At 61.0% G+C, this 26,563-nt stretch carries 21 protein-coding genes; 5 read left to right on the top strand and 16 right to left on the bottom strand.

Annotated elements, in window-relative coordinates; genetic code table 11:
- Positions 1–25 precede the first annotated feature (25 nt).
- Positions 26–2,335 (bottom strand): AAA family ATPase, encoded by a 2,310-nt coding sequence (locus FJ978_RS04930; RefSeq protein WP_167313544.1) that lies wholly within the window; start codon positions 2,333–2,335, stop codon positions 26–28.
- A 241-nt stretch (positions 2,336–2,576) separates the two neighbouring features.
- Between FJ978_RS04930 and FJ978_RS04925 the strand changes: the two genes are divergently transcribed.
- Positions 2,577–3,917, top strand: coding sequence for an O-antigen ligase family protein (locus FJ978_RS04925; RefSeq protein WP_140570688.1), 1,341 nt, complete (start codon positions 2,577–2,579; stop codon positions 3,915–3,917).
- A gap of 99 nt (positions 3,918–4,016) precedes the next feature.
- Here the strand turns inward: FJ978_RS04925 and FJ978_RS04920 are convergent, their stop codons facing one another.
- The 9 genes from FJ978_RS04920 to FJ978_RS04880 all read right to left on the bottom strand — a co-directional run bounded on the left by FJ978_RS04920 (position 4,017) and on the right by FJ978_RS04880 (position 16,769).
- Positions 4,017–5,465 carry a hypothetical protein gene (locus FJ978_RS04920; protein ID WP_181176868.1) on the bottom strand — a complete coding sequence of 483 codons (1,449 nt, stop codon included), beginning with the start codon at positions 5,463–5,465 and terminating at the stop codon, positions 4,017–4,019.
- 17 nt (positions 5,466–5,482) lie between these two features.
- Positions 5,483–7,678, bottom strand: a complete 2,196-nt coding sequence (locus FJ978_RS04915) for a nucleoside-diphosphate sugar epimerase/dehydratase (RefSeq protein WP_246678059.1) — start codon at positions 7,676–7,678, stop codon at positions 5,483–5,485.
- A 204-nt stretch (positions 7,679–7,882) separates the two neighbouring features.
- Positions 7,883–8,731, bottom strand: a complete 849-nt coding sequence (locus tag FJ978_RS04910; RefSeq protein ID WP_013893307.1) for a sulfotransferase — start codon at positions 8,729–8,731, stop codon at positions 7,883–7,885.
- 17 nt (positions 8,732–8,748) lie between these two features.
- Positions 8,749–9,957 carry a glycosyltransferase family 4 protein gene (locus FJ978_RS04905; protein WP_140570681.1) on the bottom strand — a complete coding sequence of 403 codons (1,209 nt, stop codon included), beginning with the start codon at positions 9,955–9,957 and terminating at the stop codon, positions 8,749–8,751.
- Between the two features lie 6 nt (positions 9,958–9,963).
- Positions 9,964–11,895, bottom strand: a complete 1,932-nt coding sequence (gene cysN, locus FJ978_RS04900) for a sulfate adenylyltransferase subunit CysN (RefSeq protein ID WP_140570679.1) — start codon at positions 11,893–11,895, stop codon at positions 9,964–9,966.
- Positions 11,895–12,860: a sulfate adenylyltransferase subunit CysD gene (gene cysD, locus FJ978_RS04895; RefSeq protein WP_023768899.1), complete on the bottom strand. Its 966-nt coding sequence runs from the start codon at positions 12,858–12,860 to the stop codon at positions 11,895–11,897. Before cysD ends, cysN begins: the two co-directional genes overlap by 1 nt.
- Positions 12,861–14,282 (bottom strand): lipopolysaccharide biosynthesis protein, encoded by a 1,422-nt coding sequence (locus FJ978_RS04890; protein WP_140570677.1) that lies wholly within the window; start codon positions 14,280–14,282, stop codon positions 12,861–12,863.
- Positions 14,283–14,721: 439 nt separating this feature from the next.
- On the bottom strand, positions 14,722–15,570 hold the full coding sequence (locus tag FJ978_RS04885) for a sulfotransferase domain-containing protein (RefSeq protein ID WP_013893312.1): 849 nt from the start codon (positions 15,568–15,570) through the stop codon (positions 14,722–14,724).
- Positions 15,564–16,769 (bottom strand): glycosyltransferase family 4 protein, encoded by a 1,206-nt coding sequence (locus tag FJ978_RS04880; RefSeq protein ID WP_246678057.1) that lies wholly within the window; start codon positions 16,767–16,769, stop codon positions 15,564–15,566. The genes FJ978_RS04885 and FJ978_RS04880 overlap by 7 nt, the downstream gene beginning before the upstream one ends.
- 177 nt (positions 16,770–16,946) lie before the next feature.
- Between FJ978_RS04880 and FJ978_RS04875 the strand changes: the two genes are divergently transcribed.
- Entirely contained in the window at positions 16,947–17,846 is a 900-nt protein-coding gene (locus FJ978_RS04875) for a formyltransferase family protein (RefSeq protein WP_013893314.1), read from the top strand.
- A gap of 39 nt (positions 17,847–17,885) precedes the next feature.
- On the opposite strand, the gene FJ978_RS04870 is transcribed toward FJ978_RS04875, so the two are convergent.
- From FJ978_RS04870 to FJ978_RS04855, 4 genes are all read right to left on the bottom strand, one after another.
- Positions 17,886–18,914, bottom strand: coding sequence for an NAD-dependent epimerase/dehydratase family protein (locus tag FJ978_RS04870; RefSeq protein WP_013893315.1), 1,029 nt, complete (start codon positions 18,912–18,914; stop codon positions 17,886–17,888).
- Positions 18,911–20,260, bottom strand: coding sequence for a UDP-glucose/GDP-mannose dehydrogenase family protein (locus FJ978_RS04865; protein ID WP_013893316.1), 1,350 nt, complete (start codon positions 20,258–20,260; stop codon positions 18,911–18,913). Before FJ978_RS04865 ends, FJ978_RS04870 begins: the two co-directional genes overlap by 4 nt.
- 258 nt (positions 20,261–20,518) lie before the next feature.
- Positions 20,519–21,148 carry a peptidoglycan-binding domain-containing protein gene (locus tag FJ978_RS04860; protein ID WP_013893317.1) on the bottom strand — a complete coding sequence of 210 codons (630 nt, stop codon included), beginning with the start codon at positions 21,146–21,148 and terminating at the stop codon, positions 20,519–20,521.
- Positions 21,149–21,242: 94 nt separating this feature from the next.
- Entirely contained in the window at positions 21,243–21,920 is a 678-nt protein-coding gene (locus FJ978_RS04855) for a hypothetical protein (protein ID WP_013893318.1), read from the bottom strand.
- Between the two features lie 518 nt (positions 21,921–22,438).
- Here FJ978_RS04855 and cysT point away from each other — a divergent pair.
- The 3 genes from cysT (at position 22,439) to FJ978_RS04840 (ending at position 25,502) form a co-directional block, all read left to right on the top strand.
- Positions 22,439–23,305 carry a sulfate ABC transporter permease subunit CysT gene (cysT, locus tag FJ978_RS04850; RefSeq protein ID WP_140570675.1) on the top strand — a complete coding sequence of 289 codons (867 nt, stop codon included), beginning with the start codon at positions 22,439–22,441 and terminating at the stop codon, positions 23,303–23,305.
- Positions 23,298–24,182 (top strand): sulfate ABC transporter permease subunit CysW, encoded by an 885-nt coding sequence (cysW, locus tag FJ978_RS04845; protein ID WP_013893320.1) that lies wholly within the window; start codon positions 23,298–23,300, stop codon positions 24,180–24,182. Before cysT ends, cysW begins: the two co-directional genes overlap by 8 nt.
- A gap of 186 nt (positions 24,183–24,368) precedes the next feature.
- Positions 24,369–25,502, top strand: a complete 1,134-nt coding sequence (locus tag FJ978_RS04840; protein WP_013893321.1) for a sulfate/molybdate ABC transporter ATP-binding protein — start codon at positions 24,369–24,371, stop codon at positions 25,500–25,502.
- Between the two features lie 24 nt (positions 25,503–25,526).
- Here the strand turns inward: FJ978_RS04840 and FJ978_RS04835 are convergent, their stop codons facing one another.
- Together FJ978_RS04835 and FJ978_RS04830 are read right to left on the bottom strand one after the other, a co-directional pair.
- Positions 25,527–25,763: a hypothetical protein gene (locus FJ978_RS04835; protein ID WP_140570673.1), complete on the bottom strand. Its 237-nt coding sequence runs from the start codon at positions 25,761–25,763 to the stop codon at positions 25,527–25,529.
- A gap of 179 nt (positions 25,764–25,942) precedes the next feature.
- The coding region (locus FJ978_RS04830) for a sulfate ABC transporter substrate-binding protein (RefSeq protein ID WP_140570670.1) at positions 25,943–26,563 on the bottom strand (621 nt) is incomplete at its 5' end.

Raw genomic sequence — 26,563 nt, 5'->3', positions numbered from 1 at the left:
AGGGCGCCCGTGATCGTCTGTGCGGTCACGGGCTATCGGCGAAGAAATAACGCCGGATCTGCTGCCGCCTCATGTAGGCCTTCCGCAGGGCGCCGCGAGCCTGTTGGAAAGGGTCGACGCGGTTGAACACCCAGCCAATCGATGGGCCGCCGGCGAAGCGCAGGCGCTCGACAACCTGGGAAAGGGCTTCTTGAGTGGTGCTGTCGAACGCGGCCACGACGACGATTGTGTCGACCGAGGCGGCAATCCTGATTGCGTCCTCAACAACGAGCACGGGCGGTGCATCGATGATCACCACATCGTACTCAAGCCGGAACGCCTCCAGCAATTTGGTGAGCTGGCCGGAGTTGAGGAATTCCGGCAGCGTCTGGTCGTCGGCGGACGGCGCCAGAATATCGAGCTGCGGGATATCAGGCAGCGTCTGGACGATTTCCGCCAGAGCGCAATCGCCTTGCAGATAGTCGCCGAGTGTCCTGCTGGCGGAGCCCAGCTCCATGGCGGTGTGAAGGCTGCGGGTTCGTAAATCCAGATCGATCAGGGCGGTCAGCGCGCCATCCATGCCCGCTGCCATGGCAAGGCCCATGGCTGTCGTCGTCTTGCCTTCCTGCGGCAAGCCGGAACTGACCAGAACGACATGTTTGCTCCGCCCACCGTTCATCCGGGCGCAGGCATTGTAAAGCGATCGGAAAGCGTCGGAGAAAGCAGACCGCGGCCGTGACAACAAGGTTTCGAGAGGGGGCAGGGCGGGGCGCAGGAACTTCTGAGGCAACCGCGGAATTGACGCCAGCAGGGGAGCGCGTATCAGCTTCGATGCCCGCCGCAAGTCCCGTATCCGGACTTCCATGCTTTCAAGTGTCAGCACCAGAATCAGGGCCAGGACAAGCGACGCGGCCAAACCGCCCGCAAGCATCAGACGAAGCTTGGGAAAGGAAGGGCTCGTCGGGATCTCGGCCATGGAGACGGTTCGCACGCCGGGTTCGACCGCTTCCGAAAACGGATCGAGACTGCCAAGTTTACCGGACACGAGGTCGTAGAGCTTTTGCTCGGTCGCCAGATTGTTGTTCAGTTCACGCAGCTTGGCCTCCGCCAGGCTCCTTTGACGCAGCTCCTCGTTGGAGGCCTCCAGGCTTTTGACAAGTTGGTTCACCCGGCCTTCGTCGACGCGCACGTCATTTTCCAGGACTGCGATCGTTCGCAGCATCTCTTGAGAAATCATCGCACGGACGGCCGCTACTTTCGCATCGGCCTCCTGGACCAGGGGATGATTGCGGCCGTAATTGCTGGCCAGCTGCGCGCGATCCCTCATCGCTGTCGCTTCATCGTTGCGCAGCGACGTCAGGAAGTCCGATGAGAGCAACGGGTCGACGCCGGCTCCGGTGTCACCGTTCTTGGCCGCTAGCCTGACCTGGGCAAGGCGCGCCTGTGCTTGCGTGTATTCACCCCTGGCGATGCTGAGCTGTTCATTGGCCTGCTGGATTGAGGCGCGTAGCAGATCATCGCGTGGATCACTGGAGACGCCATGCTCGGTCGCGTATTTGGCGATCTGACCCTCGATCGCGGCAATCCGTGATGCGAGCTCGGTCGATTGCTGCCTCAAAAAGCCGACGGCATCCTTGATGTCCTGCCGCTTGTTGTCACGAGACCATTCCACGAACAGTCTGGCAGTTGCATTGGCGATCTTGGCCGCGGTCGCTGCGTCGTCGTTGAAGAACGAGATCGTCATCGCCGCGCTTTCACCGGAGCGATCGACTGACAGGTTCGCCAGATAAGCCGAAATTGCCCGGTCTTGCTGAACATCCTTGGGCGGCAGAGATGCGGCATCCTGCGGGCCCGAGCCGGCGACCAGCGAGAATAATCTTTGCGGTATCCAGACAATCAGGCCGACTGCCTGTGACAGCACACCGCCGCTCGAATCCGAAGTTCCTCCGGCGGCGGCTGGCGGCAGATAGGTGTTGAAGTCCGGATCTTGGATGAGGTCGAGCCGGTCGACCACCAGGCTGGCGAATACGCGAGAGGCGATCAGATCCGCCTCGGTGTCCATCCGCGACTTGTCAGGCTGCTGGTTCGGCTGCGCCTGCGTGGTGTCGAGAGGATTGGGATCGTCGGTTTCGACAACGATCATGGAACGAGCCGTATAAGTCTTGGGAAGTTCCACCGCGGCGATGAGCGCGAGTGCGGTGCCTGCAATGACGATCGCAACGATCAGAAGCAGGCGTCTGCGGAAAAGACTGTAAAGTTCGCGCGCGCCGAACGTCCGCTCCTCCAAGGGTTCGGGTGACTCCTGAAGGAATGGCCCCAGTCGGTTCCACACGCTGTTTTCGTCTACCAAGCTCACTGATCGCGCCCCTGTTCTTATCGATCTCACCGGGTCTTCAAGCCGGGTTCGAGACCCAACCAAGCGACAAGTTTTTAGCACGGATACACGGACGCCAGCGCGTTCAAGAGGCTTAGTCGCGGCCATGGGATTATCCGAAAGGATAGCGTACGTGGCCGCGGGCATATCTTGGCATATGTACCGAACTGCACGTCCATGGAGGCTGGTGAAAAGAACGCTCACATAGTTTTCAGGAGTGACGATGAATCATGCCGGGGTCCCTCGCGGGTACTGGGCAAAGCCCGACCGCAGGCCGGCTGCGGCGTCGTTGTCAAATGGGACCGGCAAGATCGCCCTATGGCTGGCAATGGCCTCCGTCTTTCTCACCCCCTGCAACATCCTGCGGGTCGACACGTTCTACTTCACCGCCAGCGATGCCTTCGCCCTGGCCGCCGTCTTTGCCATGGTCCTGGGGAAATCCCTTTCGCCCGCCCCTCTGGCAGCCGGGACGCTTCTCTGGAACACCGGGGTTGCGCTTCTGTGCGGCATGCTGCTGCTCAGCAGCCTGATCAATGGTGATCCGCAGCGAGGCTTCATCATCTCGGCGCAGTATCTGTATGCCTATTTTCTCCTGGCCTTCATGCTGGCGTCGAGGCCCTGGAGCGAAACGGTTCTGCTTACGAAGGCGCTTATCTGCTCGATCGGCTTGATGTGCATTCACGGTATTGTGGTCATCGACATTCTCAGGCAACAAGGCACCTACCTGACCAGCGGCAATGGCCGCTTTATCGGCTGGGTCGAACGCGAGAATGAATGCGCGACGCTGATTGCGCTCGCGGTCCCCCTGTTGTTGTGGCTGGTCGCTTCAGGGGGTGCCCGGCCCCGCTGGGCCTGGATCGGAGTGCCGCTCTTTGCGTATGGCATTGTCCTGACTGGTTCCAATACCGGGCTGATCGGCCTTGTCGTCGCGCTCACCGTCTTCGTTGCCATGACGGGCTCCTGGCGCCGCATCATTCTGTTGGCGGTGTCGTCGCTCGGCGCGTTCTTTGTCGTCGTCACGTGGGGCCGCGACTTCCTGCCCCCGATCTTCCAGCGCCGCGTGCTGAATGCGCTGCAGAGTGGCGACATTGACGAGGCTGGCACGTTCGCGGACCGCATGCGACTTATCCGCGAGGCCATCACCAAAGCGGACAGCAGTTCGCTGCTTGGCATCGGCGCCGACCAGTATCGACATTTCAGCGAGCTGCATGCTCCAGTCCACAACGTCTATCTCTTGATATGGGTCGAGGCGGGGCTGGCTGGGTTGATCGGTTTCCTGCTCATGCTGGTAGCCGGAATAATCATCGGCATGCTCGCTGCCCGGCTTCGCCAGGGACGAATATCCGCCATTTGCACCCTGACGACGGTCCTTCTCTTCGCCGCGTTGGCCAACGCGCTGCCGCATCTCTACAGCCGGTTTTTTGTCGTGCCCCTGCTGCTTGGGATAGCGCCCAGTGTTGCGATTTTGCGCGGAGGGCCAGTGCCAGGAGCGGTCGCAGGCTTCCTGCGTAGCGCCCGCTCCACCCGTGGCCGGCTACAGCTTCTTCAACGCGGACCAAATTAGGGGTGCACAGCGGCTGAGTTTTGCCAGCCTGACAAGGCCGATCGGCGCTCGCGAAGGCCCGGTCGGAATCTCCATATGGATAGGGCCGATGACGTGCAGCTACTTCCCCGGCGCGGACGCCTGCGGCGAGATAAAACGACCGAGGGCAAACACGCCGTCGATAAAGTCCTGTCCCATTACAAACCGGCCCTCAACCCAGCGCCCCTGGGCATCCTGACTGTCGATGAGCCGACGCACCTTCGAACTTAGGTCGCCGGCGCTCAACTCATCCATGCCACTGATCCACAGCTGTTGGCGGGAAACCGGCAAGCCGCGCCTGGCAAGCTCCAGCCGGGCGAACACCGGCTCGATCTCGGCCCCCGTTTTCATCCCGTAGTGGTGCAGGAGGTTCTTGTCGTCGAACGTCACCTGGTCATCATCGTCGACGTAGACCGGGCGGTTGGTGTTGAGTTCATAGAAACGTGCCCACTTGCCGTCGGGCAGGCGCGCCGCTTGCAACCATTTGGCCGCGGCCTCGGCCGCGTCCAGCAGCCGCGCATCCTTGTTCTGCTCGTTCAACTCGATCAGGTAATCGATATTGCCGGCGGTTTCGCGCGAGACGACACCTGGCGGCTCGAACTTGCGACCCCACACTGGCTGCATGGAACGATCGTATCCCTGGGCCCAGCCCTGTTGCGGCGCAGGGAGCTGGGCCGCAAGGAGAAAATCGCCGACCTTTTCGGCTGCCTGGAGATATTTGGGATCACCGTATGTACGGTAAGCGTTGAGAAAGAGACGGCCCATATCGCGAGGGAGATTGTCATTGACGATGAAGTAGGGCGGACTGTCGGGCTTCTGCCACTCGTGCGACCAACTGGCCGGAATACTCGCCTTGGCGGCCGTCTCCACATCCGCACCCGGCGCGGCTCCCTTGAAGAAGACCGGAAAGGCCCCGTTCGAATACTGCACCCGCATCAATCGATGAAGCGCCTTATCGATGCAGGACCGGACATCCGGATCCGAACCGCCGCTCGCCCGGTCGAACCACATCAGGAAATTCAGCACGCTCTGTGTGTTGTTGTCGTCGAGAACGGTCTCGTTGCGATGCGGATTGTCCTTGATGTCGTGACAGGCGTTTCCATCTGTCTTCAGTGCGCGGTAACACCACGTGGCCGCCTTTTTCGGGTCGGTCTCGATGCTGTAAAACCACCCGCCGGACTCCAGCTGCGTCTTGACCAGAGCCGTTGCCACGAGTTGGGCCGACTGAAGCCATTGCTTGTCGCCGGTAACCTCGAAAATGCGCAGGAAGGCAGCTCCGACCGCCGGCGTCCCAGGCGGTTGCACCCAGCCAACGCTTGTCGGCACGGCACCGCCTTCGCCCACTCTCCTTTGGCCATCGAGCGAATATTTCCATACATAGGTTCCGGCCACACCGAGGTGATCGCGGAAGTAGGCGCCCGCGCGCTCGATCGCGCCCCGTGCCTCGGCGACGGTCGGTTGAGGCTCGCCGGCCAAGGCGGTGCCGCAGGACAGCGCGACAACCAGAGCTGAGGCGATACGTCTTCGCACGGCCGCTCCCGCCGGCATCAGGCAGCGGCTTCGCGTTGAGGCGTGGCCGCCTTGGCCGAGCCGCGGATCACGTGAGGCACGAATGGCGTCGCCGCCGCAGGTTTTGTTTCCTCTCTGTGGTAGCTGGGAAGCAACCGGGCAACAAGGTCCAGCACGCCCCCGGTGTCGCCAGCTTTCGCCAGGCGGCGCAGCTGCGAGAATTCCTTGCGAAGGGTCTCGAGCGGCACCGGATTGGGCACCGCGCCCAAGACTCCGGAGATCGGAACGTCGACACGTCTTTCTCTTTCGTCGAAGAGTTCCTCGAACAACTTTTCTCCGGGCCGGCAACCGACAATCTTGATCTTGATGTCTTCATCCGGCCGAAAACCGGCGAGCTTGATCATGCGACGCGCCATGTCGATGATCTTGATTGGCGCCCCCATGTCCAGAACGAAAATCTCGCCCTGTCCCAGGCTCTTCTCCAAGCCATGGGCCGATGCCTGCAAGGTGAGTTCAACCGCCTCCCTTATGGTCATGAAGAAGCGCTTCATCTCCATATCGGTTACGGTCAGCGGACCGCCATGGGCGAGCTGGCGCTTGAACAGCGGGATCAGCGATCCACTCGAACCCAGGACATTGCCGAAACGAACGGTCATGAAGCGGGCTGGGGTTTCGCCGGCGACGTAGGCCAGGTCCAGGGACTGGCAATAGAGTTCAGCCAGGCGCTTGGTGGCGCCCATGACGCTGGTCGTGTTCACGACCTTGTCCGTGGAGATCTGGACCATCGCCTTGGCACCGCAAAGGCGGGTCGCCTCTGCCACGTTCATCGTACCGATGACGTTGGTGAGAATGCCCTCGCAGGGATTCAATTCGACCATCGGCACGTGTTTGAGCGCCGCTGCATGGAAGACCAGGTCGACGCAATGCCGTTGGAAGATCTCGCCCAGGCGAACCGGGTCGCGTACATCGCAGATGTATGGCTTGCGGTGCACATTCGGGAACTTCTCCGCCAGCTCCAGATCGATGGCGTATAGATTGTATTCGCTGTTATCGATCAGGATCAGTTCCGCCGGACCAAGCGCGGCGATCTGCTGTGTGAGTTCGCCGCCGATCGAGCCTCCGGCGCCGGTGACGACGATGCGGCTGTTTTCGATCATGCGGGACAACGCAGCTTTATCGAGCACTGTCTGGGGCCTTTCCAGCAGGTCGGTAAGCTCGATCGGGCGCAACTCGAAGCGGCTCTCGTGCTTGGGATTGCGCAGCTCCAGGACGGGGGCCGGCCGCGAGACCGCGATGCCCAGGCGTTCGGCCCGGTCGATCAGCGCTTCGAGCGCCGGGTCGACGAGACCAGGCATCCTTTCGGTAAAGATCACGTGCCGGGGCTTGATGCCGCGGACTTCCAGGTAGCTGATCACCGTGTCGAAGTCTTCGATGCTGCCAAGGACCGGCACGCCGCGCAGGAAATACCCCTCCGTCGTCGCGGCATTGTCGAGCAGGCCGACGGGCCAATGGCGTGCATCCGGATCCCGCTGCAGTGCCCGGATATAGTGATCAGCCGCATCACCCGCACCGATCAGCAGCACGGGAACCATGTCGCGTCCGTTTCTCGCCCTGTTTGCGGCCGGGCCAAAACGGCCTGTCTCTATGAGCTTGGAGCGGATGCGGACCGAAATGAGCAACGGCACGAGCAAGAGGACCTCGATCACCATCACCGAGCGAGGGATCGAATCGAGCCGTGTCGCCACGAACATCATGAACACGAAGGCGAGCGACGCGACGATTACCGCGCGCAGGATACCGAGCATGTCGCCGACCGAAGCATATCGCCAATTGCGGGTGTAAAGGCAGGTCACCGGGAAGACCACGGCGCATGTAAACAGGAAGCAGGGAAGTGCGAAAAGCAGCGAATGGTAGCTTTCCGGACTGGTGACCTCTCCATCAAGGCCCAATCGCATGAATGAAGCAAAGGAGAGGGCCGCGAGCGCCATCGCCAGATCGATGATGTAGAGATGAAGATTCTTGCCGACGGCCTTGGCGCGCCCGACCACCCTGCGACGCAGGTACGACAGAACATGAACGATGGTACGCGGTTTGCTGACAAGACGGCCGACAGCGATTGCGGTGGCTATCAGAAGCGATTGGCCTCCGAGCGGACCGATTGCTTCAAACGGCTGATCTAACTGGCTCATCCTAGGACCTCGACAAAGCTTAGCCGCCGCGCTCTGGGAGAGCACGTCAAGATTATCGGCTGTTTGCACCCCGCAGACACAAATCCGGGCTTGCCAAGACCTTGTTCAATCAAGAACAGGTTGGCCTGCTATCGTTCGGATTCGAGGCTACGATTTATCGTTGCTATGGAGCGCCTTGCCTGCTTTTGGCGCAACACCTGCTTTTGTGCAGGGAGTAGCTATCGGAACCGCGAGAGGAACTTTCCCGAGTTAATCCAAAGAGGTACTTCCGCCAGTCTGGACAAGCCAGCCAGACAGGTCCCGCTGCACCAGCGTGCCCAACTGCTCGACATCGGCGGCGTAAAAGTCGACGAGCTGGGATCGAAGTCTTGGGGGGAAAGGCGGATAAGCAATCTTTCCCGCCAGGGCACCCCGTGCCGCCTCGAAGAGAGAGGTGTTCCGGAACGGACGAACCAGAGGTTTCAACGGCTTCATCATGTTGCGCAGCTGCGGTCCGACCATAGCTTCGCTGCGGTCCTTCACTTTTTTCGCCACCGGCAAAGCCACGTCGCTCTCAGGGAGGTTCAAAAACGTCCTGACTTTGCTCAACTGTTCGACAGGCCTTGCGACTGTTTCCTCGAAAAACAGAACCAGCAGCCGATCCTTCGGATAGAGATCCAGATAGGCCTGCAACTGTGCGCTATAGAGGCCGCCGGCGAGAAAACGCCCAGGCGAATCCCTGCCCACGTCAAGGTAGGATTCTATGTCGCGGTCGACCTCGCCGCGGCGAAAGAGCATGCAATAGTCCGAGTACGCACGCTCGACCGGGTTGCGAAGCTGCACGATCAGCCTGACATGGGGGAGCAGCCGGTGAACCCGTTGCGGTGCCGACGGAGTGTCCAGGTAGGAGTTCGACTTTTCACCGACGAGCTGTCCAGGACGAGTTTTATGAAATTGGCGGAAGTACCAGTCGTCGCCGCGATCGTAGTGGCGACTGAAGTAGTGCAGCTCGGGATCCGGCATGCTGACGTCCGGATCGGCCTGCAGCGACTGCTGCAGCCAGGTCGTGGCGCATTTCGCAGCGCCGATGATGAGGAAGTCGATATCCTCTGCCTGCATTTTAGAACCCTCTTGGATCATTTCTCACCTGTCGTACTGCAAGCCAACCTGGCCGCCGCCGGAGCGCGGAGCGCTTGCCCATAAACTTCCATGACCTTTTCGACGTGCTGCTGCGTGCTATAGGAAAAGCAGGCTTGCTTGCGGGCCGCCTGGCTGATGCGTGCCCACAGCGAAGGGTCCGAAAGCAACCGTCGCAGCGGCTCCATGAAAGCTTTGGTGTCTTCCGGAGCGACCAGAAATCCCGTCCGTCCATTCTCGATGGCTTCCGGGTTGCCGCCGTGATCGGTCGCAACCACCGGCGTGCCGAGAAACATCGCTTCGATCAGGGTCCTTCCAAAAGGCTCCCCTATCGCGGGAACGACCAGAACATCCGTCGCCGCCAGGAATGGCTCGATAGGGCTGCGAAAGCCCATGAAACGTATAATCCGATCCAGCCCGCGCTCGACGCAAAGCGCGCGCGCGGCAAATTCAAGATCATGCGAGCCTGCCGGCGAGTTGCCGAACACGCAGCCGACGATCGGGATGTGCGGATGCTCGCGTCGGAAACGTTCAATGATGTTGATGAAGAGAAGCGGACGCTTTCGCTCGATCAGGCCGCCAATGAAACTGAGAATGTGCGTGCCTGGCGCGAGGCCGAGCTCTTCCAGAAGCTTTGCCTTGGCCGCGGCCCTGTCAGGGATGTCCAACGGGTGGTCGAAGGGGCTATGGATAACGCTGAGGCGTCCGTTGAGGGATCGGATCGGATGCTTCGGCCGTGAGAATCGCGACACCGTCACCATGCGATCCGCAATGAACGGCCCGAGAATATTGGCGCCTTTTGCATCGGGATCGCCGCGATGATGCCAGACCAGCCGGGCGCCCGCAAACCGTGCGGCAATGCCCCAATTGATATGCGTTCTTCCATCATTGGTATGAATGATGTCGAACCTCTGCTCCCGGATGAAGCGGCTCAAATGCGGCAGCGTGCTGGTCAGATAGGTGGCGACACCTCCCCAGGTCGTTCCTTTCGCGGGCAATGTCGTCAAAGGAGGCAAACCCATGAAGGGCTGGCCCTCCATCTTCAGAAAGTCTGCGAGCGGCCCCGTGATGTCCTGAAGCACCAGGACCGGTGCGACCCTTGAGGTGTCGAGATTCTGGACAAGCTTCAGTGCCGAGATGTGACTTCCGCCGACATCGTCACCGACAAATGGAAAGCAAACCCGAATTCGACCGGTCTCAGCACTCATCGCCTGCTACCCGGTTGCGCTTCCAAGATAGCTGCCACGATCAAGGTAGCTGACGATCAGTTCGGCAGCCTCCTCGGCGCTCAAATCTGGGGTGATCGTGATATGAGGAGCCTCGGGGCGCTCATAGGGACTGCCGATGCCGGTGAAATTCTGTATCAATCCGTTTCGGGCGCGTTGGTACAGACCCTTCGGGTCACGTCGCTCCGCCACTTCCAGCGGTGTATCGACAAAGATCTCGATAAACTGCCCTTCGCCGAAAAGGTCGCGCGCCATCCGGCGTTCCGCCCGGAATGGTGAAATGAAGGAAGCCAGCGCTATCAACCCCGCATCGACCATCAGCCTTGCGGTTTCAGCGACACGACGAATGTTCTCGACGCGGTCAGCGTCGGTAAAGCCGAGATCCCGGTTCAGGCCGTGGCGGACATTGTCGCCATCCAGAAGGTAGGTGTGCTTGCCGATCGCGTGAAGGCGCTTCTCCACGAGATTTGCGATCGACGACTTGCCGGCGCCGGAGAGGCCGGTGAACCACAGCGCCGCCGGCTTTTGACCCTTGGCGATCGCGCGCGCGTTCATGTCCACGTCCAGCGCCTGCCAATGAATGTTGCTTGCCCTGCGCAGGCTGAAGTCGATCATCCCGGCGCCAACCGTGTGATTGGTCATCCGGTCGATGACGATGAAAGCACCAGTCTCATGCACCCGGCTGAAAGGATCGAAAGCAAGCGGCGCCTGTGTCATCAAATTGATGACGCCAACTTCGTTCTTCTCGAGCGTTTTCGTGGCGAGCTTTGCGAAATTGTTGATGTCCAGCCTGTGTTTGATGTGCGTGACGCTTGCACCCACGACGCTGGTGGCAAGCTTGATGAGATAGGGGCGGCCGGGGATCAATGGCTCGTCATGCATCCAGAGCAGATGCGCGGCAAACTGGTCGGAGACTTCCGGTCGCTCGGCCGCGGCTGCCAGAACATCGCCGCGGGAGACATCGATCTCGTCTTCGAGCATCAGCGTGACCGCCTCGCCGGCGCCGGCTTCGGCGAGGTCGCCATCGAAAGTGACAATTCGCTTCACCAGGCTCGTGACGCCTGAGCGCGCCACCGCCACGCGGTCTCCAGGCCTCACCACCCCGGCCGCGATCGTGCCGGCAAACCCACGAAAGTCGAGGTTGGGGCGATTGACCCATTGCACCGGCATCCGGAACGGGGCCGCACGGCGGTCGCTGTCGACCTCGACGGACTCCAGATACTCGACGAGTGTCGGGCCCTGATACCAGGGCAATTTCGCGCTTCTGGAGCGAACATTGTCGCCATAACGGGCAGACAGGGGGATGGCCTGTAACGAGACGAAGCCGAGCGGTTCCGCAAAACTTCGATAGGCCGCCTCGATCTCATCGAACACGGCTTGCGAATAGCCGATCAGGTCGATCTTGTTGATCGCCAGAACGACGTGCCGGATTCCGAGCAGGGAGACGATGAACGAATGCCGGCGGGTTTGGGTGAGGATCCCCTGCCGCGCATCGACGAGAATGACCGCTAGGTCGGCATTGGATGCGCCCGTGGCCATGTTGCGGGTGTATTGCTCATGGCCGGGTGTGTCGGCGACGATGAACTTGCGCTGCTCGGTGGCGAAGAAGCGATAGGCCACATCGATCGTAATGCCTTGTTCACGCTCACTGGCGAGGCCGTCAACCAGAAGTGCGAAGTCGAGATCGTCGCCCGTCGTGCCGTGCCGCCGGGAATCGGCCGCAAGGGCCGAAAGTTGATCCTCCATCAGCAGCTGGGTGTCGTAGAGCAGCCTGCCGATCAGTGTCGACTTGCCGTCATCCACGCTGCCGCAGGTGAGAAACCGCAACAGGCTTTTCCGCTCATGGGCAAGAAGATGCTGGGAAGCGGCCTGGCTCTCCAGGGAAGCTTCGAGATCCGCGATTTGAGCAACACCAAGCATCAGAAGTACCCCTCACGCTTTTTCTTTTCCATCGATGCCGCTTCGTCATGGTCGATCAAACGGCCCGACCGTTCGGACGTCCGGGTGGCAAGCGTTTCCTGGAGCACTTCGGGAAGAGTAGCGGCCGTGCTTTCGGTGGCCGCGGTCAGCGGATAGCAACCAAGGGTGCGGAAGCGCACCGAACGCATTTCGGGCACCTCGCCCGGGCGTAGCGGCAGACGATCGTCGTCCACCATGATCCACTGTCCGTTGCGCTCCACCACCGGGCGCTTCGCGGCAAAGTAGAGCGACACGATGGGGATCTTCTCCCTCATGATGTATTGCCAGATATCGGTTTCGGTCCAATTCGAGAGGGGGAAGACGCGAACGGATTCGCCGGGCCTCAGCCGGCCGTTGTAGAGGTTCCACAACTCCGGACGCTGGTTCTTCGGATCCCAGCCATGGTTCTCGCTGCGAAGCGAAAACACCCGCTCTTTCGCACGGCTTTTCTCTTCATCTCGCCGCGCCCCGCCAAAGGCGGCATCGAAACCGAACGAGGACAGCGCCGATTTCAACGCTTCCGTCTTCATGATCTGCGTGTAGATCGATGAGTTGTGGGTAAACGGCGTGATGCCCTCGGCAAGACCGGCTTCGTTGCGACGCACCAGCAGATCCAGGCCAAGCCGCGCGACGGTTTCGTCGCGGAAGCGGATCATTTCCTTGAACTTCCAGGTGGTATCGATGTGGAGCAAGGGGAACGGCAGTTGCGAAGGGTAGAAGGCCTTCATCGCCAGATGCAGCATCACCGCCGAGTCCTTGCCCACGGAATACAACATCACTGGGTTGCGCAATTCGGCCGCCACCTCTCGAATGATGTGGATCGATTCAGCCTCGAGCCGCTGCAGATGCGTGAGGGTCGGCGATGACGGACCAGGGCGTCGCGACGCTATGGGCACGGTGGTTGAAGCTTGGGTCGCAAGGGTCATCTAGATTGCCTTTGAAGGAGAAAGATCTGCCTGATTGAGGCTGTCCACCGGCCGTGTCGGCCTGTCGGAGTGGGTGGTCTTCAACGCTTGTTTCAATGAAAACGCCAAACCCGAGGTCCACAATATGCCCAGCACGATGTGGGCGATGTTGCCGCCCATCGCACCGATGCGCGGGATCAGCAGAAGTGCCGTGATGTGGAAGGCGGCCGTCGCAACAATGACAATCCGCAACACCTCGCGCTGTTTGCCCATGGCCAGCAGTGCGGAGCGGGCGGCGGAGCCCGAGAGCACGAACGCGACCGCCACCATCTGCACGATGACGAGGTTGGCCGCGCCGAGAAAAGCAGGACCCGCGGTCCACATGAGCAGCGGCCGGACGAACGCCGCGACGATCAATATGCAGAGGATGCCAAAGCCGAACAGCATGGCTTCGGCTTGAAAGACCGCGCGTTTGAATTTTCCGATGCTTCCCTGCGCCCAGAAGCGGGCCACGTCGGGATAAAGAACGTTCTGGACCTGTGGACCGACCTGCTGGCCGACGCGCCCTATGCGCTTGGCGATTTGATACAAGCCCGCTGAAGCCGGGTCGGCCAGGAACCCGACCAGCAGCGTATCGAGCTCCTGAGCGCTCACGCGCAATGTGAGCGAAATGTTCGAAGACCAGGCGAAATTCCAGATGCCGGGAAAGCGGCTTGTGATTCCGGCCAGAGGCGCGCTGAGGATCTTGCGAACGCCCTGCCTGTGCAGGGCGCGCATCGTCAGGGTCAAGAGTGTCAGGGATCCGAGGATCTGTGTTCCCGCCCAAACCGCGGTGAAATAGGCGAGATCAGCCTTGAGCAGCACCCCGAGCAAGCACAGCAACACCCGCAAAACCGCATTGAGCAGCTGCCCGTAGGCCAGGAGGCGGAAGTTGCCGGCCATGCGCTGCACCGCGACCGGAACGCCCGATATCTGGAACAGCAGGACGCTGGAATACAGGACAAGAAGTTGCACGACTTCCGCGGACCAACCGAAGAACGGCGCGAGGAGAAGTGCGGCGCCCATGGCGATGACCCAGGCGCAAACGGCGGCGCCAACATCGATAAGCAGGCCAAATTTCATGAGAATGCGCAGTGCATCGCGATCCGAGGACGCGTCCAGGCCCGCCGCATATTTGATGATCGGCTGCCAGGACTGGAAACTGACAACGCGCTCGACCACGCGGGTGAACGCGATAATCAACGCAAGCTGGCCATAGTTCGCCACGCCAAGGGCGCGCGCCGAAAGCGCAAATGCCACGAGCCCGAGCAATGAACCGAGAAAATTGCCCGTCAGAAGGTGTGCGATATTGGCCAGGCGCGTGCGGCCGGCGCTCCTGCGTTTGAGGGCCTCCATCGCACGTCCGATCAGGCCTGTGGTCATCGCAATGGTTGCCAAACTCACCCCACACTCCGTCCTTGCGGAGCAATGCAGATCCAGGATTCGCGCCAGATCGCTGCTGGCGTCACCCATCATCGGCGGAAAAGAAGAGCCCGCCACAACCAAGTTTGGCTCTGGAGCAACCTCAATCAGTCAGCATCTGATCGCTGCTACGACTGATGGCCTAGCCCATTAGCGGTAAGGAATCCCGAGCGCGCCGGGTGTGGTCATGTATCGGACCCGCGTGGCGTGTCTCACCGCAGATACGCCGGCACGATGCGCGGCGTGCCCGCCAGCCTTGCAGATCGAACGATCGTGGGGGTGAATGACGAACACGAAGTTGAGACGCTGAACCAATGCAGAGCGCTGAAGACTGCCGTCTTCGCCGCAGGCTGCGGCAACCGCGACCCGGACGATCCCGGGGGCGAGGCAGGCTCGAACTGACGAACTTAGGACAAAGTCTTCAATTGTACCGCGAGAAGTGGATTCCACCGCGGCAAAGCAACTCCTTGGCGGCCGAGGTCAACCACTCGGAGCAGGTCCGTTCAATCAGTTCGGCTTGCGCGTCGGTGAGGTAGTCGGCGAAACCTCCGACCTTTCCGCGGCGCATGCGCCGGCTTTCGGCGTCGCCTCTGTCATACACATGCGCCGGCAGGCCCCCCGCCACCTCATGTTCACGCATCGCTTCAAAGCGGGAAGCCTCGATGGCCTCCTCGAGGTCAGCTGCGGACGGATCGTGCCGTAGGAATCTCAGAATGCGCGAGGACGTGCCGACAGGGTCACCGGTCAGTTCTTCATAGCTCAAGACGGCATGCCTGTGATGTTTCAGGCCCTTCGCCCAGCTGTTCAGATACACGATAAGAGCCGGCAGGCCCTGCTGATAGTCGCAGATGAAAGCATCCATATCGCCTTCGAATCGATGCTTGTGGCGCGTCGCGTGGAAATAGGCCGACACCACAACGTCGCGAGGATCGCGAACCATGAAAATGACCGGCCGGTGCAGGAATAGCATATGCCTGTAGTTGAGGTGCGAAACGAGGATAAGCGGCACCCGGGAGCGCTGTTCAGTGTAACGGAAAGCCGGAATCCCACGCTCCGGATCGAGGTCGAAGTTCGGAAGGACTTCGAACATGCGGAAGAGGTCGACATTTCCGTCGTGAGCCGTCCGACTGAAGTAGTCCGACAGGATATGCCTGAACCAGGTTCGCCCGGATTTCGGATAGGAGACGAGGAACGCGTCCGCTCCGGAGGCGGCCCAGGTCATCTTGATGCGCGTTTCCATTTTGCGCAGGGCGCGCTGGGTGGTTAGCATGGCGAGAGCTCTTTATTGCCGCGCGCCGCCAGGACGGCGTGAATGACCTGGTCCCAGTTCTGCATCACATATTCAGGCGTGAACCTTGCAGCACTTGCCGCTGCGGCCGCGCCGAGTTTTTTGCGGAGTGTTTCATCGCCAAGCAGCCGCCGCAGGCCCTGCGCGAGCGCGTCGACACTTCCGTTCTCGACGAGAAGTCCGTCCTTCTCATTATCGACCATCTCGCGAGGACCCCACTGGCAGTCGAAGGATATGACGGGCAGGCCGGCCGCCATTGCCTCCAGCAGCACAATCCCCCAACCTTCGTAGCGGGACGAAAGGACAAAGGCGTCGGCGGTCTCCACCCAGATGCCAGGCCGGCTGGTTACCCCGGGCATTTCAACGCAACCCTGCAGGCCCAGGCGATCCCGCTCGGCTTCCAATTCGGCACGGTCGGGACCTTCGCCCCAGATGACCAGCTTCCATTCGGGAAAATCGCGGCGGATGTTGGCGAATGCCTTCAGCAGCAGGTCGAAGCCTTTCTGCGGGACCAGGCGGCCGACAGCGACGAGCACGGCGCCGTTCCGGCGCGGTTTGCCTGTTGCGGGAAGATCGACAGGATTGGGAATAACCCAGCTGCGCCTTCGCATGGCAGGGCTGAAGTAGTTCAGTGCGCCAGTGGTCATGGTGACCAATCCGAAGGCGGATGGATAAAGCTTTGCCCGCAGGAACCGCCAGACCGGGCCAACATCCTGCAGCGCGGGATTGTTGCGCTCCGAAACCACGACGTCGAGGCCGAGGCCCCGGCTTGCCGCCAGCGACATCACGTTCGTGCGCGTGAGAAAGCTCAGGATCACATCCGGAGCCAGTTTCCTGAGCGTTCGACGCAGGAGAAATATCCGGCGTGCGCCGGCGCCAATTGCCCCCAGCCTGGACCGCTTCATCTGCGGCAATCCCAACCGCTCTATCCTGACCGCGGCATCGAAATGATAGTAAGGCGGGGGACCGGGGGCCTCGAATGTAACCAGCGTCACATGCCAGCCCCTTGCCGCCCACTGATTGGCGAGAACATTGACGACATGTTCGGTGCCGCCGGCGCCCAGTCCAGGCAGGACGATCACCACATGCGGCCGGTTGGAGCCGACGCGCAAGGATTCACCCGCGACGGCATCGCGATCCAGAAGTGTCAGGCCCGCGCCCCAGTCCATCAAACGTTCCAATCTCAACTCCGATCCGCCCAACTATCCAGCTTTTTGCCGCTGCGAAGAGTTGCACATTGGGATGCATCGGAGACGATCGGTTACCTCTAAAGTTGGACTTGGGCGTAGGATCGAAGCGCACAATAGAAAGGGTCAGTGTCTCACTGTCGCCGCGGCACTGTATTGGAGTCCGAATTCATGCGCATAGCCTTTGTCGGTGCGGTGGAGGGGTCCCGTGTTGCGTTTGACGCCCTCGTCGAAGCGGGCATGACGCCCTCGCTGCTTGTCACCTTGGCGGACGACGCTTCCGCACGCCATTCCGATTTCGTCGATCTGTCAGGTCCGGCGCGCGCAGCGGGAGCCTCGGCCCATCTGACCAAGAATATCAACGCGCCCGACACAATCGCCTGGCTCACGGAAGGGCGCCCCGATTTGACGCTGGTCGTCGGCTGGTCGCAGATCTGCCGGGCCGAATTTCGTGCGATCGCCCGCCTTGGATCGATAGGCTTCCATCCGGCCCCACTGCCGCGCTTTCGGGGCAGGGCGGTAATCCCGTGGACGATCATCGCCAACGAGAAGGAGACCGGGTCCACATTTTTTCGGCTCGACGAAGGCGTCGATAGCGGTCCCATTGTAATGCAGAAGCTTTTTCCCGTGGCCGAGGACGAGACCGCGCGTTCACTCTACGAAAAGCACAAGCAGGCCCTGCGGGAAATGACACCTCTCGTGGTCTCGGCGATCGCTCGCGACAACAACGTGGGCATTTTGCAGGACGACTCGCTCGCCAGCTACTGCGCCAAGCGCTCGGCGGACGACGGATCGATAGATTGGACGCAAACGGCGGAAAGCATTCTTCGCCTTGTCCGCGCTGTCGGCGACCCCTATCCAGGCGCCTTCACTCTCGACGGGGGGAGCAAGATCTTCGTCGACCAGGCACGCATGTTTGCGGGGCGAGGGCGCTACATAGGGCTGAGCGGCCAGGTCCAGGCTCACACCGGCAGCGGTTTTGCCGTGCTTTGCGGCGACGGAGAAACCATCGAAGTCACATCCTGGCGCGGTACCAAGCCCAAGCTACATGCCAAGCTGGTGTCTGCCTGAGAGGGCTATGTTCGCTGGCTGCTTGGAGCGAAAAGATGCCTAGGCTGCGATTGTCGGGCGCGATGGCCGTTCTTGCAGATACCAGCGCACGAAGGCAGCCACCCCATCCTCGACGCTGGTCTCGGGGCGAAAGCCTGTCAGGGTCTGCAGGAGGCGCGGGTCGGCATATGTCACCGACATATCTCCTGATTGCATCGGCAGGCTTTTCCGGATGGCGCGTTTGGCGAGGCAGTTCTCGATTGTCTCGATGAAAGACAACAGCTCCACCGGCTGGCCGCCGCCTATATTGACCACACGCCATGGCGCCACGGGTGACAGCGTATCGACGACATCAGGGCCCGACACCGGCTGGCCGCAAACGGGCGCGCATCCGATGAGCCGAACGATGGCTTCAACAAGATCGCCGACATAGGTGAAGTCGCGTCTCATCGCGCCTTCGCCATAGATTTCAATCGGGCGACCGTTCTCGATGGCGTCAACGAATTTGAAGAGCGCCATGTCGGGTCGGCCCCAGGGGCCATACACGGTGAAGAAGCGGAAGGACGTCGTTGGAACCTGGAAAAGATGCGAATACGAATGGGACATCGCCTCCACCGCCTTCTTGGTGGCGGCGTAGAACGTCAGCGGCCAGTCGGTCTGGTCGGTCTCGACGAACGGGGTCGTTTCATTCGCGCCGTAGACCGAGCTGGTGGAGGCAATCAGCAGATGCCGTGGCTTTAGATCGCGGGCAAGCTCAAGCACGTTGAAGGAACCGACCAGATTGCTGTCGGTGTAGCTTCGCGGATTGTCGATCGAGTATCGCACACCGGCCTGCGCGGCCAGATGGACAATCACATCGGGGTTCGCCAAGTCTGCCGCCCGCCGCAGGGCGTCCATGTCTTCCAACTGTCCGATGTGGAAGCGAAAGGCGCCGTATCGCTGCAATAGGGCATGTCGGGATTGCTTCAACGTGACGTCGTAATAAGGCGTCATCCCGTCGAAGCCGGTCACGGAGTGACCTTCGTCCAACAGACGGCGCGCCAGATGAAATCCGATAAATCCGGCGGTTCCGGTGACGAAATACCTCATTCGGCGGCCGCGGCAAAAACAGATATGTCCTCTGCCACACCCTCGCCTATGTTCACGTACTCGAAGCCATGCTTGCAGACCTCTTCGCGCCTGTAGATGTTGCGAAGGTCGACCACGACCTGCTTCGACATGGAGCGTGACAGGCGTTCAAAATCCAGGGCGCGGAACTGGTTCCACTCGGTGACGATCACCAAGGCATCGGCGCCCTTGGCACATTCGTATACTCCCTTCGCGTAATCGACGGTCGCACCGAGCATGAGCTTGGCCTGTTCCATGCCTTCCGGGTCATACACGCGGACATGCGCCCCAAAATCGATCAAAGCCTGGATGATCGAGAGGGAGGGTGCGTCACGGACGTCATCCGTGTTGGGTTTGAATGTGAGGCCGAGCACGGCTATCGTCTTTGCGCGCACGTTGCCGCCGCAGGCGAGGACGATCCTGCGGGCCATTGTGCGCTTTCGCTGGTCGTTCACGGCGACGGTTGTTTCGATCAGCCGCAGCGGCGCACCGCTATCTTGCGCCGTCTTGACGAGAGCCAGCGTGTCCTTGGGAAAACAGGATCCCCCGTACCCTGGTCCTGCATGCAGGAATTTCGAGCCAATGCGATTGTCGAGCCCGATACCTCGGGCCACCTCCTGCACGTTCGCGCCCACGTTCTCGCAAAGATCCGCGATTTCGTTGATGAATGTAATCTTGAGCGCCAGGAAGGCGTTGGCCGCATATTTTATCAGTTCTGACGTGCGACGTCCGGTGAACATGATCGGCGCCTGGTTGAGATAGAGCGGCCGGTAGACTTCCGCCATCACCTCGCGGCTGCGTTCGTCCGACGGCAGGCCGATAACGATCCTGTCGGGCCGTTTGAAGTCGTCGATGGCAGCCCCTTCGCGGAGGAATTCCGGGTTCGACACAATTGCCACATCCGCCGCCGGATTGCAGTTGCGGATGATCCGTTCGACTTCATCTCCGGTCCCCACCGGCACTGTGGATTTGACACAGACCACCGTGAAGCCGCGAACCGCGGCTGCGATTTCCCGCGCCGCCTCGTAGATATAGGAAAGATCGGCGTGACCGTCGCCTCGCCGCGAAGGCGTCCCGACGGCAATGAACACCACATCCGCGTCTGCGACCGCTGGCGCAAGTTCGCTGGTGAAGGCGAGCTGCCCGGTCGCGGAATTCTTGCTGACGAGGTCTTCGAGACCGGGCTCATAGATCGGCATTCTTCCAGCCTGAAGATCGACAATTTTTGCTTCTGCCTTGTCGATGCAGACGACTTTGTGACCAAAGTCAGCCAAGCATGCTCCAGACACGAGACCGACATACCCTGAGCCGACAACCGCAATGCGCATGAACTCGCCACCCCTGATGATGATACCGTTCGATTAAGCCTGCAGCGATCAAGAAAATGGAGCGCGAAATCGGGTATGGCATTACCTCTTCCGAGACCGCCGCGATCTGAAAACGGCGGCCGGCACCGTCTGACTACGCTTAATGTGGATGGTCTTGTCGCTGGACTGGACCCGAGCGATACCTCCCCGCCAGAACGTCAACGAAGGACAGGTGTCCAGTCGCCTTCGGCGCCCGTTCGCAAACGCAGTTGAAATGGTTCACTGTTGTCCGTTTCCGTTCAATGCCTTCACGAGAGTGCATTGAGACTGGCGGAATTTCGCGGTCGATGCAGCAGCGAACGCTTGGTCCATGGCTGATTTCCGGCTCAAGCCATTGTGCAGGAACATCTGCCCTTTCTTTCGAAAGAGACCTTGCTGCTCACAAAAAACGGCAGCAGACCACCCTGGGCCGCTCCGATCTACGGAATTGGAGACGTACGAACAATCGTCGGGCCGAGACGATTTCTTCTGGCACCCCGCCAAAGCCTTTTTGGCTGCTTCTACCCCCGAGCGATGTCCCCAAACCGCGATCCAGGTCCCGTCCGTTGATCCGGATATCGCTTCCCAAGCGTGTTTGCCGGGATCGAAACGCATCAGCTGATCGAACTCTTTCTTCGTCAATTCCGCGGTCTGCGGCCGCTTCGCCTGTCGCTGCCAGGCTCTCAGAGCGTCCAACGTCCGCTGACCAATCCTGCCGTCGGGAATACGAGTCAGGAAATTGCTCTCGAACAGCCGCGCCTGGGCCCGATAGATTTCTGCCTGGCTCAGTTGGGACTGCGCGATGGAGTGTTCCGACATCATCATCAGCGCCAAGCACAGTGCGCCGGCCCTGGCACGGTGACTTTTCATCGATCTCTCCACTCTGGCGGTATTGGTTGGAGGGCCCCCTCATTTCCGTGGCCGCAATGGAGACCTGCCGTCAGGCCCGGCTCAGGCGACGAAGTCAATGCGCGTAGTTGGGAGCCCGGTTTGTCTTCGAACCAGCAGTTGCAACGGTGGCCGGTTTTGCGAAGAGGAAAGCTCCATCCTGGGAAAACAGATCCACCGGCATCATTTGGAATTCGCGCTGCGAGTGCGGTACGTCCAATTCCCTATCGACAATACGCCAGAGGTTGTCGAAGAACGACCCGTCGGCAAGCCGTACACTTCCCCCCTTCAACGGCTTGGTGGAGGAGAAGACCGTTGCGGGATTGGCCCACATGTCGGCGATTGCCACGTCATAGTAACCAGGATGGGTGGCGTTGGGCTTGATGATGGCGAAGGGCGTGTTCTTTTCAGGCCAGCCTATCCGTCCCACAGTCAGGCATTCGCCTGGCTCGGGCAATCTTGCCTTCACCAGATAGGCCAGCGCCGCATCGATGCCGCCGATTTCGGAAACGACGTGTGCCGTCAATCCCGCCCGGGCCAGGTGCATCAACTCTTGCGCCTGTCGCTCATAGATATCGGCCAATGTCAGGAAAGCCAGCCATTGCTGGTGTGGGCAGTCGTGCTTGGCCTGGCAGAGAAGCCGCCCCGCCTCCAAGGCGGATTCGATCCTCCTTTTATCCGCTTCAGCGAACGCTTCCCGCGCCGGGCGGATGTGCTCTGCCAGTTTCGTCAGTTCTTTTGAAATGCTCTCCATTTCCTTCTCCTCCCCGATCGATATCCAGCCAGCCCCTTATTATTACGTTGGCTTGGCCTTACACAGAACTCCTCCAAGGGTATTGCCAGAGATGCTATTAAGGCTCACCCCGCCTATTCTGTTGGGGATGGCTATACTTTCGGCTTCACCTGCATGTTGGCTTTCACGCCGACGTTCGACAGCGGAGCGCTGCACATCGGGCATGGTGGTCCACGGCAGGACACTCTCGAAATATCGCGCCGGATGCCGGCGCGTGTTCCAGCGGTGGAGTATGAGCCGATTGAAAATGGGGCCGACCTTATCATTTCGGGGAGGGGGCCTACCCGGCCTGATCCGATTATCCGCTCACTAAGTGGTAGCTGCACGACCGCAAAGATTCCGAATGGCGGCGGAGGCGAAATTCCACTGAGCGAATAGACGTAGTGGCAGGGATCGTTCAAACAACTTGCGCACGCCAACCTCTTGGAGCCTTTAGCGGGAGCAATCCTGGTTGAGCGGGAGGGACTCCCCTGAACTCGATGACCGCAACATTCGCGACCACAGCACCCGCGCAGGCGGGGTGGCGGTTCAGGCAGCCGAGTGTCATTCCGGGTTTCGGATTGACGCTCGGCTTGTCGCTTGCCTACCTCACCCTCATCATCCTCATCCCGCTGTCCGGGCTGATCTGGCGCTCGGCCGCGCTTGGCTGGACCGATTTCTGGGCGATCGCCACCGACCGCCGCACCATCAATGCGCTGGAGATCAGCTTCGGCACCGCCTTCCTCGCGGCGATCGTCAATGTCGTGTTCGGCACGCTGGTCGCCTGGGTGCTGGTGCGCTACCGTTTTCCCGGTCGCCGCATCGTCGATGCCATGGTCGACCTGCCCTTCGCCCTGCCGACCGCGGTCGCCGGCATCGCGCTGACCACGCTCTATGCGCCGAATGGCTGGATCGGCAAACTCCTGATGCCGCTCGGCCTCAAGGTCGCCTACACGCCGCTCGGCATCGTCATCGCCCTGGTCTTCATCGGCCTGCCCTTCGTCGTGCGCACCGTGCAGCCGATCATGGAAGAGATCGACAAGGAGGTCGAGGAAGCCGCCGCCACGCTCGGCGCCAGCCGCTTCCAGATCATCACCCGCGTGCTGTTCCCGGGCCTGGCGCCGGCCATCATCACCGGCTTTTCGCTGGCCTTCGCCCGCGGCGTCGGCGAATACGGCTCGGTCATCTTCATCGCCGGCAATTTGCCCTACAAATCCGAGATCGCGCCGCTTTTGATCGTCATCCGGCTCGAGGAATACAACTATCCGGCGGCGACCGCGATCGCGGCGATCATGCTCGCTCTGTCGTTCGTCATGCTTCTGGTCGTCAATCTGGTGCAGACATGGAGCCGCAAGCGCTATGGCTGATCCCGAAATCAAATCCTGGGAACCCTACCATGAGAGCCGTTCGGCGGCGGTGACCGAAAGCCGTCCGGCGCAGGCCGTGCTGATGGCGATCGCCTTTGCCTTCCTCGGCGTCTTCCTGCTCTTGCCGCTGATCATCGTCTTCCATGAGGCGCTGGCGAAAGGCGTCGGTGCCTATACGCAGGCCCTGGGCGAAGCGGACGCGCGCTCGGCCATCCACCTGACATTGCTCGTCGCCGCGATCTCGGTGCCGCTCAATGTCGTCTTCGGCATCTCCGCCGCCTGGGCGATCGCCAAGTTCGAATTCAAGGGCAAGGCGTTTTTGACCACGCTGATCGACCTGCCCTTCTCGGTCTCGCCGGTAATCTCGGGCCTGGTCTATGTGCTTTTGTTCGGCGCGCAAGGGTTGCTCGGCGATTGGCTGAAGGGACATGGCATCCAGATCCTGTTCGCCGTGCCGGGCATTGTGCTGGCCACCGTCTTCGTCACCTTCCCGTTCGTCGCCCGCGAGCTGATCCCGCTGATGCAGGAACAGGGCAATGGCGATGAGGAGGCGGCGCTTTCGCTCGGCGCCAATGGCTGGCAGACCTTCTGGTTCGTCACCTTGCCCAACGTCAAATGGGGGCTGCTCTACGGGGTGCTGTTGTGCAATGCGCGCGCCATGGGCGAATTCGGCGCGGTGTCGGTGGTGTCGGGCCATATACGCGGCCTGACCAACACCATGCCGCTGCATGTCGAAATCCTCTACAACGAGTACAACGCCGTCGGCGCTTTCGCCGTCGCCTCGTTGCTGGCCGGGCTGGCGCTGGTCACACTGGTCTTGAAAACACTGCTCGAGATGCGCTACGGCGCCGAACTCGCCGCGACGCGCGGGCACTGACAGATGCATGTCGCCCAAAAGTGGGAACCGGTTTTCGAGCAACGACATGCATGAATCAAAAGATATGTCGCCCAAAAGTGGGAACCGGTTTTGGGGCAACGACATGCATGAATCAAAAGATATGTCGCCCAAAAGTGGGAACCGGTTTTGGGATGAGGACATGCATCCATTACAAAGGGGCTGTTGATGGAAGTTCGCGTTGCCAATGTGCGCAAGGAATTCGAGCGGTTTCCCGCGCTCCACGACGTGTCGCTCGACATCAAGTCGGGTGAGTTGATCGCGTTGCTGGGGCCATCCGGCTCCGGCAAGACGACGCTGCTCAGGCTGATCGCCGGGCTGGAGCGGCCGACCCGGGGAAAGATCTTCTTCGGCGACGAGGACGCCTCGCAGAGATCGATCCAGGAGCGCAATGTCGGCTTCGTCTTCCAGCATTACGCGCTGTTCCGGCACATGACGGTGGCCGACAATATCGGCTTCGGCCTCAAGGTCCGGCACGGGCCATCGCGGCCGCCGGCGCAGGAAATCCGCCGCCGCGCCTCCGAGCTTCTCGACCTCGTCCAGCTCTCGGGCCTGGAAAAGCGCTATCCGGCACAACTCTCCGGCGGCCAGCGCCAGCGCGTGGCGCTGGCACGCGCCATGGCGATCGAACCCAAGGTGCTCTTGCTCGACGAGCCGTTCGGCGCCCTCGATGCGCAGGTGCGGCGTGAACTGCGCCGCTGGCTGCGCGAAATCCATGACGCGACCGGCCACACCACCGTCTTCGTCACCCACGACCAGGAAGAGGCGCTGGAGCTTGCCGACCGCGTCGTGGTGATGAGCCAGGGCCGCATCGAGCAGGTCGGCACCGCCGACGACATCTACGACACGCCGAACTCGCCCTTCGTCTACGGCTTCATCGGCGAATCGAGCTCGCTCCCCGTCAAGGTCGAGAACGGCGAGATCTGGCTCGCCGACCGCCCGATCGGGCTTGCCGCGCCCGGTGAGCCCTCTGGCGACGCGACGCTGTATTTCCGCCCGCACGATATCGACCTGCTGGACGGCTGCAGCGGCTGCATCGCCGGTACGGTGACCGCCAGCCGCCGCGTCGCCGGCACACGGCGCGTCGAGCTCGAAATCGGCGGCGAACGCCGGCGGGTCGAGATCGAGCTGCCGGTCGACCACCCGGCGGCGCAGAAGAGCCGGGTGGCTTTCCGGCCGGGACGCTGGAAGCTGTTTGCGGCGTCGACCGCGATCCAGAATCGCACGTTCGCGTTTGCGAGCGGCAAGAAACGGGTTTTGGAAAAGCCCGAGCGGCTAAAGCCCACTACGCGCGCCGCCTGAACTGGGCCTGTCATCGCGTCGGCTTCAGGATCGACGCTTCTTCGTGTCTGGAGCCGGCGCCAGCATCGTGAAAGCGCGCCCGATCTCGTGATCGCCCTCAGCCACGATGGTCGCCGAGATCAGTACATGTTCTTTTTGCAGCAGGACCGAATGGGTCATTCTCCCGGCGGCCATCATTGTCGTCGAGTACCCGACAACGGACCAGCCCGAGGCAAGAAGACGACTAAGCTTGTCGTCCGATTGCAGTTCTCCAGCAGCCATAAGGTTCCTCCCGCGAGACCGAGAATTTGGAGGGTGTGCAGACGCTGCCACTCCCTCGTTCTCGGTTCGAGGCCAATCCGACGTTATAATCGGGTCACCATTATGGTTGTTCAACCGACGGCACGGGCATCAGGGGTGGAGAAGCCGTTTGGAAGCTTCTCCCGTTTCCACCAGCGGGCTTACTCGGGCTTGTAGATCTGGTCGAATATACCACCGTCGCCGAAATGATAAGGCTGTGCCTTCTTCCAGCCGCCGAAAAGCGGATCGTCGATGGAGATCAGCTTGATATCGGGGGTCTTGGGCAGATCCGCCGGCGCCACCAGTTCGGGCTTGGCCGGGCGATAGTGGTTCTTGGCGATGATGGTCTGGCCTTCCTTGGAATAGAGCCAGCCCAGATAGGCTTCGGCGACCTTGCGCGTGCCCTTGGCATCGACATTGGCGTCGACGATCGCCACCGGCGGCTCGGCCAGGATCGAGGTCGGCGGATAGACGATCTCGAAATTGTCGGCGCCGAATTCATCGAGCGCCAGATAGGCGTCGTTTTCCCAGCCGATCAGCACGTCGCCGATGCCCTTTTGCGCGAAGGTCACGGTCGAGCCGCGCGCGCCGGTGTCGAGCACCGGGGCATTGGCATAGAGCTTGCCGACGAATGCCTTGGTCTTGGCTTCGTCGCCGCCATCGTTGGCGTTGGCGTAAGCCCAGGCCGCCAGATAGTTCCAGCGCGCGCCGCCGGAGGTCTTGGGGTTGGGCGTGATCACCTGGGTGCCGTCCTTGACGAGGTCGTTCCAGTCATGGATGCC

It is taken from the genome of Mesorhizobium sp. B1-1-7, from assembly GCF_006442705.1.
GTDB lineage: Bacteria > Pseudomonadota > Alphaproteobacteria > Rhizobiales > Rhizobiaceae > Mesorhizobium > Mesorhizobium opportunistum.
This window is presented reverse-complemented; position numbering and strand designations above follow the sequence as displayed.

Bases quoted from the DNA above. Each gene is read 5' to 3' on its own strand.
- cysD (WP_023768899.1), bottom strand. From the start codon at position 12,860: ATGACCCTTGCGACCCAAGCTTCAACCACCGTGCCCATAGCGTCGCGA.
- FJ978_RS04885 (WP_013893312.1), bottom strand. From the start codon at position 15,570: ATGCTAACCACCCAGCGCGCCCTGCGCAAAATGGAAACGCGCATCAAG.
- FJ978_RS04860 (WP_013893317.1), bottom strand. From the start codon at position 21,148: ATGAAAAGTCACCGTGCCAGGGCCGGCGCACTGTGCTTGGCGCTGATG.
- FJ978_RS04875 (WP_013893314.1), top strand. From the start codon at position 16,947: ATGCGCATAGCCTTTGTCGGTGCGGTGGAGGGGTCCCGTGTTGCGTTT.
- FJ978_RS04840 (WP_013893321.1), top strand. From the start codon at position 24,369: ATGGAAGTTCGCGTTGCCAATGTGCGCAAGGAATTCGAGCGGTTTCCC.
- FJ978_RS04855 (WP_013893318.1), bottom strand. From the start codon at position 21,920: ATGGAGAGCATTTCAAAAGAACTGACGAAACTGGCAGAGCACATCCGC.
- FJ978_RS04870 (WP_013893315.1), bottom strand. From the start codon at position 18,914: ATGAGGTATTTCGTCACCGGAACCGCCGGATTTATCGGATTTCATCTG.
- cysT (WP_140570675.1), top strand. From the start codon at position 22,439: ATGACCGCAACATTCGCGACCACAGCACCCGCGCAGGCGGGGTGGCGG.
- FJ978_RS04910 (WP_013893307.1), bottom strand. From the start codon at position 8,731: ATGCAGGCAGAGGATATCGACTTCCTCATCATCGGCGCTGCGAAATGC.
- cysW (WP_013893320.1), top strand. From the start codon at position 23,298: ATGGCTGATCCCGAAATCAAATCCTGGGAACCCTACCATGAGAGCCGT.
- FJ978_RS04835 (WP_140570673.1), bottom strand. From the start codon at position 25,763: ATGGCTGCTGGAGAACTGCAATCGGACGACAAGCTTAGTCGTCTTCTT.
- FJ978_RS04925 (WP_140570688.1), top strand. From the start codon at position 2,577: ATGAATCATGCCGGGGTCCCTCGCGGGTACTGGGCAAAGCCCGACCGC.
- FJ978_RS04865 (WP_013893316.1), bottom strand. From the start codon at position 20,260: ATGCGCATTGCGGTTGTCGGCTCAGGGTATGTCGGTCTCGTGTCTGGA.
- FJ978_RS04905 (WP_140570681.1), bottom strand. From the start codon at position 9,957: ATGAGTGCTGAGACCGGTCGAATTCGGGTTTGCTTTCCATTTGTCGGT.
- cysN (WP_140570679.1), bottom strand. From the start codon at position 11,895: ATGCTTGGTGTTGCTCAAATCGCGGATCTCGAAGCTTCCCTGGAGAGC.